This is a genomic window from Thermomicrobiales bacterium, assembly GCA_037045155.1.
Classification (GTDB): Bacteria; Chloroflexota; Chloroflexia; order Thermomicrobiales; family CFX8; genus JAMLIA01.
This window is the reverse complement of the sequence record JBAOIG010000005.1, coordinates 729502-742422: the sequence shown is the minus strand read 5'-3', so window position 1 is coordinate 742422 and position 12921 is coordinate 729502. Positions and strand designations below refer to the sequence as shown.

At 67.4% G+C, this 12921-nt stretch carries 14 protein-coding genes; 3 read left to right on the top strand and 11 right to left on the bottom strand.

The annotated features are described in order from the left end of the window. Genes V9F06_13600 through V9F06_13585 form a run of 4 tightly spaced genes read right to left on the bottom strand, consistent with a single transcriptional unit; the run spans position 1 to position 2614 of the window. Positions 1–747 carry a hypothetical protein gene (locus V9F06_13600; GenBank protein ID MEI2618642.1) on the bottom strand — a complete coding sequence of 249 codons (747 nt, stop codon included), beginning with the start codon at positions 745–747 and terminating at the stop codon, positions 1–3. 1 nt (position 748) lies between these two features. Further along, a complete protein-coding gene (locus V9F06_13595; GenBank protein ID MEI2618641.1) occupies positions 749–1957 on the bottom strand; it encodes an FAD:protein FMN transferase in 1209 nt (402 codons plus the stop codon). Then, positions 1954–2256, bottom strand: a complete 303-nt coding sequence (locus V9F06_13590; GenBank protein MEI2618640.1) for a hypothetical protein — start codon at positions 2254–2256, stop codon at positions 1954–1956. The genes V9F06_13595 and V9F06_13590 overlap by 4 nt, the downstream gene beginning before the upstream one ends. Next, positions 2249–2614 (bottom strand): hypothetical protein, encoded by a 366-nt coding sequence (locus V9F06_13585; protein MEI2618639.1) that lies wholly within the window; start codon positions 2612–2614, stop codon positions 2249–2251. The genes V9F06_13590 and V9F06_13585 overlap by 8 nt, the downstream gene beginning before the upstream one ends. Positions 2615–2979: 365 nt before the next feature. On the opposite strand from V9F06_13585, the gene V9F06_13580 reads away from it, so the two are divergent. After that, a complete protein-coding gene (locus tag V9F06_13580) occupies positions 2980–3207 on the top strand; it encodes a cold shock domain-containing protein (protein MEI2618638.1) in 228 nt (75 codons plus the stop codon). A gap of 84 nt (positions 3208–3291) precedes the next feature. Here V9F06_13580 and V9F06_13575 read toward each other — a convergent pair whose 3' ends face one another. Then, positions 3292–4011, bottom strand: a complete 720-nt coding sequence (locus V9F06_13575) for a creatininase family protein (protein ID MEI2618637.1) — start codon at positions 4009–4011, stop codon at positions 3292–3294. 31 nt (positions 4012–4042) lie between these two features. After that, positions 4043–4726, bottom strand: coding sequence for an RraA family protein (locus V9F06_13570; protein ID MEI2618636.1), 684 nt, complete (start codon positions 4724–4726; stop codon positions 4043–4045). Positions 4727–4834: 108 nt separating this feature from the next. Here V9F06_13570 and V9F06_13565 point away from each other — a divergent pair, with 108 nt between their 5' ends. Beyond that, the gene (locus V9F06_13565; GenBank protein MEI2618635.1) at positions 4835–5677 is read left to right on the top strand and encodes a carbon-nitrogen hydrolase family protein; all 843 of its coding nucleotides are present in this window, start codon (positions 4835–4837) and stop codon (positions 5675–5677) included. A gap of 118 nt (positions 5678–5795) precedes the next feature. Here the strand turns inward: V9F06_13565 and V9F06_13560 are convergent, their stop codons facing one another. The 4 genes from V9F06_13560 to V9F06_13545 all read right to left on the bottom strand — a co-directional run bounded on the left by V9F06_13560 (position 5796) and on the right by V9F06_13545 (position 10834). Further along, a complete protein-coding gene (locus V9F06_13560; GenBank protein ID MEI2618634.1) occupies positions 5796–6689 on the bottom strand; it encodes a formate/nitrite transporter family protein in 894 nt (297 codons plus the stop codon). Between the two features lie 196 nt (positions 6690–6885). Next, a complete protein-coding gene (locus tag V9F06_13555; GenBank protein ID MEI2618633.1) occupies positions 6886–9255 on the bottom strand; it encodes a heavy metal translocating P-type ATPase in 2370 nt (789 codons plus the stop codon). Beyond that, positions 9252–9650, bottom strand: coding sequence for a metalloregulator ArsR/SmtB family transcription factor (locus V9F06_13550; GenBank protein MEI2618632.1), 399 nt, complete (start codon positions 9648–9650; stop codon positions 9252–9254). Before V9F06_13550 ends, V9F06_13555 begins: the two co-directional genes overlap by 4 nt. A 275-nt stretch (positions 9651–9925) precedes the next feature. Beyond that, positions 9926–10834, bottom strand: a complete 909-nt coding sequence (locus V9F06_13545) for an LLM class flavin-dependent oxidoreductase (GenBank protein MEI2618631.1) — start codon at positions 10832–10834, stop codon at positions 9926–9928. Between the two features lie 262 nt (positions 10835–11096). Between V9F06_13545 and V9F06_13540 the strand changes: the two genes are divergently transcribed. After that, positions 11097–11519 (top strand): DUF1801 domain-containing protein, encoded by a 423-nt coding sequence (locus tag V9F06_13540; GenBank protein ID MEI2618630.1) that lies wholly within the window; start codon positions 11097–11099, stop codon positions 11517–11519. 98 nt (positions 11520–11617) lie between these two features. Here the strand turns inward: V9F06_13540 and V9F06_13535 are convergent, their stop codons facing one another. Continuing rightward, positions 11618–12916, bottom strand: a complete 1299-nt coding sequence (locus V9F06_13535) for an MFS transporter (GenBank protein ID MEI2618629.1) — start codon at positions 12914–12916, stop codon at positions 11618–11620. Between the last annotated feature and the right edge of the window lie 5 nt (positions 12917–12921).

Below are 12921 nucleotides of genomic sequence, written 5' to 3'. Positions count from 1 at the left end.
CTAGCGCCGCTGGGCGCTCTGGTGGACCTGTCGGTAGCGCTCGACCTGCGCCCGCATCCGTTCGCGGTCGCGCACCGGGCCCGGCATCGAGACCGGCCCCTGCCCACGTTGGCCCAGCCGCAGCAGCCGGTAGCTGGTCAGAAAGACGACCGCCGCCGTCGTCAGCCCGTAGAACGCCGCCGCCCAGATCTGCCGGCTGTCGCTCCCGGCGCCGATCGCGTGGGCCAGCGCGACGGCCCAGAGCGGGAAGGTCAGCCGGTGAAGCAGCGCCCAGCCACGCCGGCCGAGCAGGCCACGGACGGCGAAGCTACCGGTAATCGCCAGCAGGCCCCAGGCCGCGAAGATCCCCAGGTCGGTCCACGGTTGGCGGACATCGCTGGCGAACGGCACAAGCACGCCAAGCATACCGAGCGGCACGGTCGGGTCGAATGCCAGTGAGAGGATATGGAGGCCGAGCATGACGATCGCCAGCTCGCTGGTGACCCGGTGCATCAGCCAGCTCTGGCCCCCGCCGGCCAGCGCCCGCGGCAGCTTCGTCGTCATCGCCAGCCCGGAGACGACCGATAGCCAGAGTAGCAGGTAGAGCGTCAGGCCCGAGGCGCGCGCGAGATACCAGGTCAGCGGGCTGAGCGACGTGCCGCCGGCCGCTGCGCCGGCCGCCAGGCCGAGGATTCCCGCCGACACGACGATTAGCCCGACCGGCGCGAGCGGGACGCGGCCATCGGTCACTCGTGGTTGTGAAGCCATCTCAATGCTCCCTTCGGTCGATCGTCCGGACGGCCCCGTCATGCTCGACGATGAGGGCCGGGCCGACGCGGCCGGCAAACCCATCCAGCGCGGCAGGATCGCCGCCGGACAGGAAGAGCGCCGTTGCGGCGACCTCGGCGAGGCCGGCAGTCTGTCCGACCACAGTGACCGACCACAGTGACCGGTCGGCCGATGTCCCAGTTCGCGGGTCGATCAAGTGGTGCGCCTCGGCGTCCCCGCGCCGCCACGACCGGCGGTTCGTGCCGGAGGTCGCTGCCGCCTCGTCATGCATTCGTACGCGGGAGATGTCGCGCTCAGGGTCGCCGGGGTGCTCGACACCGACAACCCAGCCGTCGCCGGTCGGCCCATCGCCCCAGACGCGCAGATCGCCGCCGGCCGAGACACAGCCGCCCGGCCAATCGGCCAGCATCGCCGCCAGCGCATCGGCGTAGAGACCCTTGGCGATGCCGCCCAGGTCGATCGTGACGCCGGCTGGCAGCCAGACGGTTCGCGCCGTCGGATCGAGCACGATCCCGCTCACTCCTGGCGCGGGGACGCGAGCGTCGTCGGTATCCGAGGGCAATGCTGAGGACGGTGTCGTGTCGTATCGGATGTCTCGCTGGCGATTCAGCCGTGCGCCAATGCCAGCCCACGGGATCGGCAGCCCTCTCCGCCCTGTGCCATTCCGATCCTCAGCGGGGAACCTCTTCCCGGGTTTGACTGTATTCATCAGGAGAGATCCTTCGCGTGCGCGCTCAGGATGACAAGGCACAGGGGGGCTACCGACCTGAGAGTTCACACTCGTCGACCCACTCGGAACGACCGATGTGCCAGATGGCTGTGACTCCGGCGTTACGTCAAGCTCGCGGAAGTCGCGGTCGTAGCCGAGGGCGACGAGAGCCGGCAGGATGGTCGGGTCAAAAAGCCCGCCGCTGGCCCGGCTGCCCTCCAGCGCCGCCGCAACGGCATCGTAGAAGCGCGGCGAGACGGCGACCGGCTGGCCGGCCGCCGTGTTGAGCCGCGAGAGCTCCGAATCGGGTCGGAAGCGGCTGAACGTGCGCTCCCATTCGGCGGCCAGCTCCTCGGCCAGCTGCCAGGCGCTGGCCGGGTCGCGGTCTTCCTCGCCGGCCAGCGCCAGCTCGATCGTCGATCCCATCGCCGGGAAGGCGTGGCGCGCGACTGTGCGGGTCGCGATCGTCGCAGCGCTCACGAGGTCTTCGTCCGCACATCCGAGCCCCGCGAGGACTGGCTGCCGCCGTCGTCGTCGTCGTCGTCGTCGCTGCTGAAGAACGTCGTTGCCGGGCGGCTGTAGGCGGGCTGGCTGGTGGCAGCGCTGGAGGTGTCCGGCGGCGACGCGATGACAGCGAGACCGAAGAATCCGAGGAAGCTGGCCAACGCGCCGACAATCAGCAGCCGGCCCAGCCTCCCCTCCGAATGACCGCGCGTCGCCCGGGCGGCCGGATCGACCAGCAGAACCCGTCGTCCCCGACCTGGTGTCGTATTAGTCATGGTGTTCCTCGTCGTGCTTGTCCTTCTTGTCGTGATCGTCATCGTGCTTGTCGCGCTTGTCCTTCTTGTCCTTCTTGTCCTTCTTGTCGTGATCGTCGTCGTGCTTGTCCTTGTCGTCGTGGTCGTCGTAGCTCACCGCCACGAGGTCGGCGTTCGCGCCGTCCGCCTGCCACATCGCGGCCTGTGTGGACGAGACCGGCTGGCCGAACCAGTCCAGTTGCGCCCAGTCGCCGCGATTGATCGCATCGGTCTGCTGCGCGGCGTAGCGGCTATCGGCCGGGTCAGCGGTGGTGATCGACGGGCCGACCAGCACCGCGCTGACGATCAGCGCGAACGCGACCGACAGGGCGGCCGACATCCAGAGGGCAATCCGTTGTGACATGTAATGCTCCCCATCATTTGCCATCGCGGGCCCCGCGCCCGCATCAACTGGGAACACGATAGGGCGGGGACATTTGAACGGGGTTAGAAGTTGGGGACGGGGGATGGGGGACGAGGGACGGGGACGTCGATGGTTGCGTAGGGACAGGACCCGGCCTGTCCGGCGCCCGCAGGCGCACGCCAGGGCTATAGGCGCCCGTCAGGCTATTGCACCGCTCCGCGCCGATCGCCGATCGCCCCAAACCTTCCCCGTCCCCCCGTCCCGATTCGTTGGCAACGAGATTGCGCGGGGGAGTGGTACGACACGCCGCTCGCTGTCGGGCGGCCACGCAGGAGGGCGACATGCCACAAGGAACGATCAAGACAATCTTGCCCGACAAGGGGTTCGGGTTCATCACGCCGGATGGCGCGCCAAGTCGCGGTTCGGACGTCTTCTTCCATCAATCGGCTCTGGAGGATGGATTCGTCGGCGACCTTCACGAAGGGCAACGCGTCGAGTTCGACGTCGAGCCGGATCCGCGTCATCCCGATCGCAGCCGCGCGACGAACGTCAGGCTTATCGAGGAGTAACCATCGCTCTGGCACGCCAGCCTTGCCCGGCTATCTGGCCGGGCTGGTTGGCGTGCCAGACAGCGCAGCGGCGCGGCCGGCCGGTCAGCCTCCGAACTCATCGCGGACGAACGCGACGATCCGCTCGACTCCCCGGCTGACGATCTCGGCCCCCTTCTCCGCCGTCGCGACGGCCGGGTTGCCGACGACGCCGGTCTCGGAGCGCGCCTTCATGCCTTTGTACTGGGTGATGTCGGCGTATGGCAGCGGGCCGGCCGGAGTCTGGTCGCGGATCTCGTCGCGGACAACCAGCTCTGGCGCGATGTGGAGCATGATCGACGTGCCGATCTCGGAGGCATGCCCGTTGGCCTGCGCGCCGGTCTCGACGACATCCTTCACCAGCGCGGCGACGTAGTCCCACCAGAACACCTGTGCGCAGCGGGCGCCGTGGGCATCCTGCAACGCCATCGCCACCTCGCCGACCGGGCCGATGTTGCCACGGTGGCTATTGATGAAGAGGAAGCGGCGGAAGCCCCAGTCGACAACGCTCTCGGTCATCTCGCGCAGATACGCTATCAGCGTCGGCGTCGAGATGCTGAGCGTGCCGGGGAAGTCGCCCAGCGAGCGAGAGAAGCCGACCGGCAGCGCAGGCAGCACCGGCGCGCCCAGCCGCTCGCCAACCAGCCGCGCGATATGGGTCGCGACGATCGTGTCCGTCCCGACCGGCAGGTGCGTCCCATACACCTCGACCGCGCCACTCGGGACGATGATCAGGTCGGTCTTCTCGCGGATCTCATCGAACGCCGGCCAGGGATGCTCGAGCATGTACATGTGCCTCGCTGCCTTCCTCTATCAATCAATGCCCGCGTTGGGCCGCCAATGTCGCGGCGATCTTGCGGTTGGCGCCGGAGATTTCGACCAGCGGCTCGCCCGCGCGCAGGCGACGACGCTTCTCTGGCTCGGCTCGGGCCAGCGGCTCGCAGTGCTCGACGAGCATCGCGATCTGCTCCGGCTTGATGACGAGGACGCCGTTGTCGTCAGCCAGGATGATGTCGCCGGGGGAGACGCTGACGCCACCGCACTGGACGATGGTGTTGATCTCGCCGGTCTGGGCCAGCCCGCGTGTTGTGATTGGCGAGACACCGCGACTGAAGACGAGGTAGCCAAGATCCTCGATCTCGACGATATCGGTGAGCGGACCATCGACGACCGTCGCGGCCAGCCCCTTGACGTGGGCAGCCAGCGAGGTCATCTCGCCCCAGCACGCGTGCTTCTCGTCGCCGTTGCGGTCGATAACCAGCACGTCGCCCGGCCGGGCCATGTCGATCGCCTTATGGACGACCGAGCTGTCGATTGCCATTGCCCTGACGGTGAGCGCCGGCCCGCAGACAATGAACCCGCGCCGGCCGGTCGGCCGCAGCGCCGGGTCCATGAAGCCGAAATGCAGGACGTGGCCGATCGTGGCTGGCGGGATCTCGCGCAGACGATCCAGCAGCTCGGCCGGCACGTCCGGCTCGATGCGCTCGTTGATAACGATCATCGCTCGCTCCTCCATTCCGGTCTGGCGGCATACGCGCCCACATAGGGTATGCGAGTCCGCTACACTGGTCGAGTCTGACGAGCAGCGCAACCAGGAGGCAGAAACGACATGAGCGACACGATGCGGGTCGGGTTGGCGCAGATGAACACCCAGTCCGACAAGGAGGCAAATCTGCGGCGGGCGGAGGAGCTGATCGACGAGGCAGCGGCGCGAGGAGCGCGGCTCGTCGTCCTGCCGGAGTACGTCAGCTTCCTCGGGCCGCGCGAGCAGCACGAAGAGGTCGCCGAGCCGATCCCTGGCCCGACGACCGAACGCTTCGCGGCGAAGGCGCGCCAGCACGGCATCTGGCTGCACGGCGGCTCAATCCATGAACGCTCCGACACGCCGGGGATGTACTACAACACGTCGGTGGTCTTCGACCCGAGCGGCGAGATCATCGCGACCTATCGGAAGATCCACCTGTTCGACATCGACCTGACCGGCAACGTGACGGCCAACGAGTCGTCGACGATCCTGCCGGGCGACGAGGTGGTGACGGTCGATATCGATGGCCACACAGTCGGGCTGTCGATCTGCTACGACCTGCGCTTCCCGGAGCTCTATCGCCAACTGGCGCTGGCCGGCGCGGAGGTACTGCTGGTCCCGGCGGCGTTCACGATGTTCACCGGCAAGGATCACTGGCACGTCCTGCTCCGGGCACGGGCGATCGAGAACCAGACCTGGGTGCTTGCGCCGGGGCAGTTCGGCGCGCACGAGCTAAACGCGCAGTGCTACGGCCACAGCGTCATCATCGATCCGTGGGGCACGGTCGTCGCCGACGCGCCGAACGGCGAGGGGGTCATCGTCGCCGACCTCGACTTCGACGCGCTGCGGAAGATCCGCGCCCAACTCCCGTCGCTGGCCAACCGACGGCCCTCCGCCTACCGCGAACCCGCGACGGTCGGATCGTAGGATTATCAGGGACGGGGGACGGGGGATAACCGGCGGGACAACGTGAACCGGGCAACTGGCACATCACCGGCCGTGTAGCCGCCAGACAGTGCGTCCCCCGCCTCTCATCCCCCGCCTCTCATCCCTCACCCCCCCACCCCTTCGGCCGCAGATAGACGAGCCAGTAGACCGCCGCGACGAGCAAGCCGCCTCCGATGATGTTGCCGATCGTGACCGGGAGCAGGTTGTTCCAGAGGAAGCCGCTCCAGGTCAGATTGGAGAGAGCGTCTGGTTGAAGGCCGGCCGCCTCGACGACAGCCGGACGATCGCGCAGCAGGATACCGAGCGGGACAAAGTACATGTTGGCGACGCTGTGCTCGAAGCCGGACGCAACGAACCCGGCAATTGCGGGGACGATCGCGACGACCTTGTCGACGTTGCTGCGGGCGCTGAAGCAAAGCCAGACAGCCAGGTTGACCAGCGTGTTGCAGAGGATGCCGCGGGCGATCGCCTCGCCAAACGATAGCTGGACTTTGGCATTAGCGGTGGAGAGGGCCGCCGCGCCGACCTTGTTTCCACCCAGCGCCCACTGGCCGGCGAGATAGACGAGCGCGACAGTGCCGAGCGCGCCGATGAAGTTGCCGAGATAGGCGAGGCTCCAGTTGCGCAGCAGCCTGCGCGCGCTGACCTGCCGGCCCAGCCAGGCCATCACGATCAACGTATTGCCAGTGAACAGCTCCGCCCCGGCGATGACGACCAGGATCAGGCCCAGCGAGAAGGCGACTCCGACCAGCAGACGCGTCGGGCCGAAGCCGAGCGTCGAATCCACCCCGACGACCGTCGCCAGTTGCGCGCCGAGCGCGATGAACGCGCCGGCTAGCACTGCCAGCGTCAGCAGGCTGAGCACATCCAGCCCGGCTTTGGTAACCCCGGCAAGCTCGACGCGACGGGCCATCTCGGCCGGCGCGTAGGGATCGAATGTCGGGACAGTGATGCTGACCGGCTCGTGACCTCGCGCGTCCTGGGCGGACATCTGGCTGCTCCCCTCCGACCGTGCTGCGATCCGTCGTATCGATCATCGAGCCGAAGGGATGACAACCGCAACATGGAGCGCCAACACAGCGCGCCAATTCCGTGTCAACCGAGATACCACAGCCAGGAAGAGGGGCGTGCTGGCGGGGTGTTGGCGCGGCCGGCACGCCGTGACGATGTGCCGGCCGCGTGGGAGCCTAGACGTCGCGCATACGCAGGAGGCGCATGCCGTTGAGGGTGACAATCAGCGACGCGCCGACGTCGGCGAACACTGCTTCCCAGAGTGTCGCCGCCCCGCCGACCGCCAGCAGCAGGAACACAACCTTGATCACCAGCGAGAAGCTGATGTTCTGGGCGATCACCCGCTTCGCGGAGCGCGAGAGGCGGATGGTGAAGGCGAGCTTGCCGAGGTCGTCACCCATCAGAGCGATGTCGGCGGTTTCCAGCGCGGTGTCCGTGCCGGCCGCGCCCATCGCGATGCCGACCGTCGCGCGAGCCAGCGCCGGGGCATCGTTGACGCCATCGCCGACCATGCCGACACGGCCGTGGCGTTCGATCAGCTCCTCGACGGCGGCGACCTTATCACCCGGCAGCAGGCTCGCCCGGACGTTGTCAACGCCAGCCTGACTGGCGATCGCATAGGCGACGGCCGGGCGGTCGCCGGTGAGCATCACTGTCTCGCGGATGCCGGCCCGCTCGATCGCCGCAATGGCGTCGCGCGCCTCGGGGCGAACCTCATCGGCCAGCCCGAGAATACCGGCCAGGACGCCATCGACTTCGACCAGCACTGCTGTCTGGCCGGCCTCCTCCAGCGCGGCCAGTTGCCGCTCGACCTCGGGAGCGACGTCGTCGGAGACCAGCTCGCGGGCGCCAATGCGGACTGGCTGGCCATCGACCATCGCCGAGATGCCACGGCCAGTGGTGGCGGCGACGTCGGTGACGATGTGACCGTTCGCCGGCAACCCGCGATCGTGGGCCGCGTTGACAATAGCCGTCCCAAGGGGATGCTCCGAATAGCGCTCGACGGCGGCGGCCAGGGCAAGGAGCTCGTCCGGCGCACGGCCATCGAATGGCTCGATCGTGATGACGCGCGGCCGGCCAACGGTGAGGGTGCCGGTCTTGTCAAACGCCAGCGCGCGAAGCGAGCCGGCCGCCTCCAGATGGGCGCCACCCTTGATCAGAACACCACCCCGCGCCGCAGCCGAGATCGCGGCAACGATCGAAACCGGGGTCGAGATGACAAGCGCGCACGGGCAGGCAATCACCAGGAGAACGAGCGCGCGATACAGCCAGCTGGCCCAGTCGCCACCAGCCAGAAGCGGCGGCAACAGCGCGACGGCGACCGCGATAGCAATAACTGCCGGGGTGTAATACATCGCGAATGTGTCGACGAACCGTTGCGACGGGGCGCGCTGGGCCTGCGCCGCCTCGACCATCCGGATGATCCGGGCAATGGTCGAGTCGCCGGACTTGCGAGTAGCGCGGACATCCAGCACGCCCTGGCCATTGATCGTTCCGGCGAAGACGGATGTCCCCGACGCGACATCGACCGGGATGCTCTCGCCGGTGACCGGCGCCTGATTGATGGCCGACGCGCCAGCGACAACGACGCCATCGACCGGCAGACGCTCGCCAGGCCGGACAATGACGATATCGCCGGGCGAGACCTCGCTAGCCGGGACGCGGTGCTCGTGATCACCGTGGCGGACGATCGCCTCGGCCGGGGCCAACGCCATCAGCGAGCGAATCGAGTGGCGGGCGCGGTCCATCGTCGCTCGCTCGAGCGCCTCGCCGAGCGAGAAGAGGACGACGACCGTCGCGGCCTCCAGCCACTGGCCGAGCACGGCCGCGCCGATCACGGCAATCGTCATCAGTATGTTGATGTCCAGCCGGTGGGTAGCGCGAACGGTCGCGACACCCTTGCGGGCCACCGGCCAGCCAGCCACCGCGGCCGCCACAGCCCAGACAGCGATCGACGCCTGCTCGGGAGCGCCGACCAGCGAGAGGGCAAGGCCGGCCACCACCAGCACCGTCCCGAGCAGCACCAGCCGGTCCTGGCGATCCGCCAGCACGCGGCGCAGCAGGCCCTCCGGCGGCGCTGTGGCCGCGGCGCCCTCCTCGGCCAGCCGATAGCCCATCGACGAAACCGTCCGCGCGATCGCATCGCGGCTCGTCTCGGCAGCGGCGTACTCGACCGCCAGCCGGGCGCCGGCAAAGTTCACTGCGGCATTTGCGACACCAGTCATGCGGACGACGCCACGCTCGATATTGCGAGCGCAGTCGGCGCAGTCCATCCCTTCGATCGGCCAGACTTCGTGGGTGAACGTCGTCGCGAGCGCCTGGCCCTCGGCGCGGACCGCGCCCTCCAGCAGCAGCGGCGTCGTTACTGCCGGATCGTAGGCCAGCGCGACGGCCCCACCGGATTCCAGCTCGGCGGAGGAAACCCCGCTCACCTCCCTCAGCCGGACAGTCAGCCGGCCGAGACAGGAATCACAGTCGGCGACCTCTGGATCGAGCAGGCTCGAGAGGGTGAACCGCGCGACATCGGAGGGTTGGGCAACCGTCATGTCTGATCCTCCATCGTGTGACGGACATGGTCAAGCGCCTGGCCAAACAGGCCGGCGACGTGCTCATCATCCAGTGCGTAGTACGACAATCGCCCGTCGCGGCGGGCACGCACAAGGCCACGCTCGCGCAGGACGCGCAACTGATGGGACGCGGCGGACTGGCTCAACCCGAGGGTTGCGGCGAGATCGCTGACGCACAGCTCGCGCGCCGCCAGCGCCGCGGCAATTCGCAGCCGGGTCGGATCGGCGAGCGCGCCGAACAGCTCACTCGCCCCGGCCAGAACCCTCGCCTCCGGGAGCGCCGCGCGGGCGGCGCGAACCGCTGCGAGGTCGACGAGTGGCTCATCAGTCGCAACGGGCTCCCGGAGCTGGTCGCTCTTTCGCGGCCTAGCCATGGGAGACGCTCGAGACGTGGAAGAACGTCCACTGCCCCCATGAAGAGCGGGATCGGCCGAGAGGAGATTTTCCGGCTGCGGCCTCAGAATGACAGGTCGAAGAGGGTTGACGGGTGGCGAGGATCGACTGCTTCGACGGTCCGCCGGGACGTGAGACACGTGCTATCGATCCGAATGGCACATATTGAGACTGAGTATCAACGCATGAGTTACTATTCATAAATAGAGAATACAACGCCCAACCGCTCTTTGCAAGAGGGTCGGGCGGAGATGTTCTAGAGGTTGCGGTAGATCGCCAGCGCCTCGGCGAGCGCGGAGAACGTGGCGGCGTTGGATGGGTCAGGGTTGCAGATCGCGTGGGCGACGCCGAGGTCGGCGAACGCCTTCAGGCCCAGCCGCGATCTCCCGCCGGAGCTGCCCTGCAGGAACTTGTCGGGATCGAGATCCTCGGCCTGCTCCTCGGCAAGATGCGGGAAGACGACGTTGATGCCGACTGTTGTCGCCAGTGTGATCGGGTCGCGGCCGGCCTGTTCGCAGGCGGCGATCATCTCGGCCTGCCGCTCCTCGAACAGCCGGGTTCCGCCGAACCATGCCGCGTTCCACATATCGGCGTGCTCGGCAGTCAGGCGTAGCATCCGTGGTCCCCGCGAGGCGACCAGGATCGGCGGACTACCGGGCCGCGGACCGCGCGGGATCATCGCGGCGTCGTTGGCGGCGAAGAACTCGCCGCGGACGTCGGCGACTCCGTCTCGCAGCAGAGGTCGGATAATCGAGAGCGACTCCTCGAACTGGCCGGCGAGCTGGCGAAACGGATAGCCGAAGGCATCGAATTCCGGCTCGTGCCAGCCGGCGCCAAGGCCGAGAATCACCCGCCCGCCGGAGACCTCATCGGCGGTGATCGCCATCTTCGCCAGCAGCGCCGGATTGCGCCAGGCAGCACACATCACCAGCTGGCCCAGCTCGACTCGGCTCGTCGCCTCGCAGAGCGCGGCGAAGACCGTCCAGCCCTCCCAGATGCCGAACTGCGGTCGGTCGGGAAATCGATAGAGCAAGTGATCGTAGACCCAGACCGAATCGAAGCCATCATGCTCCGCCTGCAACGCCAGGTCGCGAAGCTCCGCATACGGCCGTGGGTCTGTCTCCCCATCGCCTGCCCCCATCGGGAGGATTACGCCTACCTTCACAAATAACGCCCCTTCACCAGACAGTCGAACTACAATCCCGACAGGATAACCGGTCGAGGCGTCAGCAGCGCTGTCCGGCTGGTGGGGCAGGCAGGGTCGGCAACTCAGCAAGCGTTCATCGTCATCGTTCAGCGTTCGACATAGGATTGACGCCCACGCGCCAGCCGGTGCCTCGCCGAGCGATATCCGGGGGCGGCGGAATTGGGCCAGGCGATGCGAACGAAGACCGCGATGACGGTCACATCTGACGGATGGAGAGTCGATGAGCGGGACATTCACCCCAGAAGAGCGAGCCGCGATGAAGGAGCGGGCCAGAGAGATCAAGGCGGAGGAGCGCGCGAGCAAGAAGAAGGGGGAGGGAGAGAGCGACGTTCTCGCGAAGATCGCCGAGATGCCGGAACCCGATCGTGTCATGGCCGAGCGGCTTCACATCATCATCATGGCCGCCGCGCCGATCCTCTCGCCGAGGACCTGGTACGGGATGCCCGCATATGCCCTGGACGGCAAAATCATCTGCTTCTTCCAGAGCGCGGCGAAGTTCAATGCGCGCTATGCGACGTTCGGCTTCAGCGACACGGCGAACCTGGACGATGGCGCCATGTGGCCGACCTCCTTCGCGCTAAAGGAGCTGACCGCCGACGAAGAGGCGAAGATCGTCGCGCTCGTGAAAACAGCGGTGGGTTAGGCCGGCGGCAACGACCGATACCCACTTCACGATGAAGACGGCGATAGTGAAGCCCCATCGGGATACGATCGAGCAGCAGAGTCGCCTGCCTCTGATACTTACCCCGCGTCTCGCGCTTCGACTACCTCCGGCGCGACGCCGCGCAGCTGAGTCCAGAATGCGACGGCGGCGACTGCCACCATTGTGACGAGACCGCCGACGAGCAGCGAGGTGGGCGTGCCGAAGGAGTTGGCGACACCGCCGGCGACCAACGCGCCGAAGGGAGCGGTGCCGGCGAAGACGGTTGTGTAGACGCTCATGACCCGCCCGCGCAGCTCGTCCGGCGCGCTGGTCTGGACGGTTGTGTTCGCCATCGCCATCGTCGTCGTCGAGCAGAAGCCGATCGCAGCCAGCGCCAGCATCGCCACGCCGATTGCCAGCGGGATCGCGCCAACCAGGGCGAGCGTGATGTCGAGCGCGCCGAGCGCGGCGGCGGTCGTGAACAGCATCCAGCGCTTGACGGATGTCACGAGAAAAGCCAGCGCCAATGCGCCGATCAGCGATCCAACGCCGGAGGCCGCCATCAGCGCGCCAAACGCCCCGGCCCCGCCGTGGAGGTCGTGCTTGGCCAGCAATGGTATCCAGACGTTGAAGTTCATCCCGAACGTTGCCACCAGTCCGACCAGCAGGATCGGGCGGAGAATATCCTCGGTCGAGCGCACGTAGCGCAGCCCTTCGCGCATCTGCTGCAGGCCGCGCCCGCGAACGACAGTGACGTGCGGGCCAAGCTTCATCAGCAGCAACCCTGCGATCACCGCCAGGTAGGAAAGTGAATTCAGCCCGAAAGCAGCCGCCGGCCCAACGGCTGCCAGCAGCACGCCAGCCACCGCCGGCCCGATGATCCGCGCCGCGTTGAAGAGCGACGAGTTGAGGGCGATCGCGTTCATCAGATCGTCCTTGCCAACCATCTCGACGACGAACGCCTGTCGCGTTGGCATGTCGAAGGCGTTCACGACCCCCAGGCAGAAGGCGATCGCGTAGACCATCCATAGCTCGATCCGGCCGGTCCAGGTCAGAAACGCGAGCAGGCCGGCCAGAACACCGGAGAGCGACTGGGTGACAACCAGCAGATTGCGCTTGTTGACCCGATCGACCAGCACGCCAGCGAAGAGCCCGATCAAGAGCACCGGCGCGAACTGGAAGACGCTAACCAGGCCGAGCAGGAGCGCCGAGCTCGTCAGCGTCAGAACCAGCCACGCCTGGGCCAGCGACTGCATCCAGGTGCCAGTGACCGAGACGAGCTGGCCAAACCAGAACAGTCGGTAGTTGCGGTACCGGAATGCGGCCAGCCCGCGCGGCAGCCGCGACCAGATATCCCGCCGCCGGCGATCCTGGAGCTCACCGCCACGATCAGCCACACATC

Coding starts and splice junctions, on each gene's coding strand:
- V9F06_13600 (MEI2618642.1), bottom strand. CDS start 747: ATGGCTTCACAACCACGAGTGACCGATGGCCGCGTCCCGCTCGCGCCG.
- V9F06_13590 (MEI2618640.1), bottom strand. CDS start 2,256: ATGACTAATACGACACCAGGTCGGGGACGACGGGTTCTGCTGGTCGAT.
- V9F06_13585 (MEI2618639.1), bottom strand. CDS start 2,614: ATGTCGGCCGCCCTGTCGGTCGCGTTCGCGCTGATCGTCAGCGCGGTG.
- V9F06_13580 (MEI2618638.1), top strand. CDS start 2,980: ATGCCACAAGGAACGATCAAGACAATCTTGCCCGACAAGGGGTTCGGG.
- V9F06_13575 (MEI2618637.1), bottom strand. CDS start 4,011: ATGCTCGAGCATCCCTGGCCGGCGTTCGATGAGATCCGCGAGAAGACC.
- V9F06_13570 (MEI2618636.1), bottom strand. CDS start 4,726: ATGATCGTTATCAACGAGCGCATCGAGCCGGACGTGCCGGCCGAGCTG.
- V9F06_13565 (MEI2618635.1), top strand. CDS start 4,835: ATGAGCGACACGATGCGGGTCGGGTTGGCGCAGATGAACACCCAGTCC.
- V9F06_13560 (MEI2618634.1), bottom strand. CDS start 6,689: ATGTCCGCCCAGGACGCGCGAGGTCACGAGCCGGTCAGCATCACTGTC.
- V9F06_13555 (MEI2618633.1), bottom strand. CDS start 9,255: ATGACGGTTGCCCAACCCTCCGATGTCGCGCGGTTCACCCTCTCGAGC.
- V9F06_13550 (MEI2618632.1), bottom strand. CDS start 9,650: ATGGCTAGGCCGCGAAAGAGCGACCAGCTCCGGGAGCCCGTTGCGACT.
- V9F06_13540 (MEI2618630.1), top strand. CDS start 11,097: ATGAGCGGGACATTCACCCCAGAAGAGCGAGCCGCGATGAAGGAGCGG.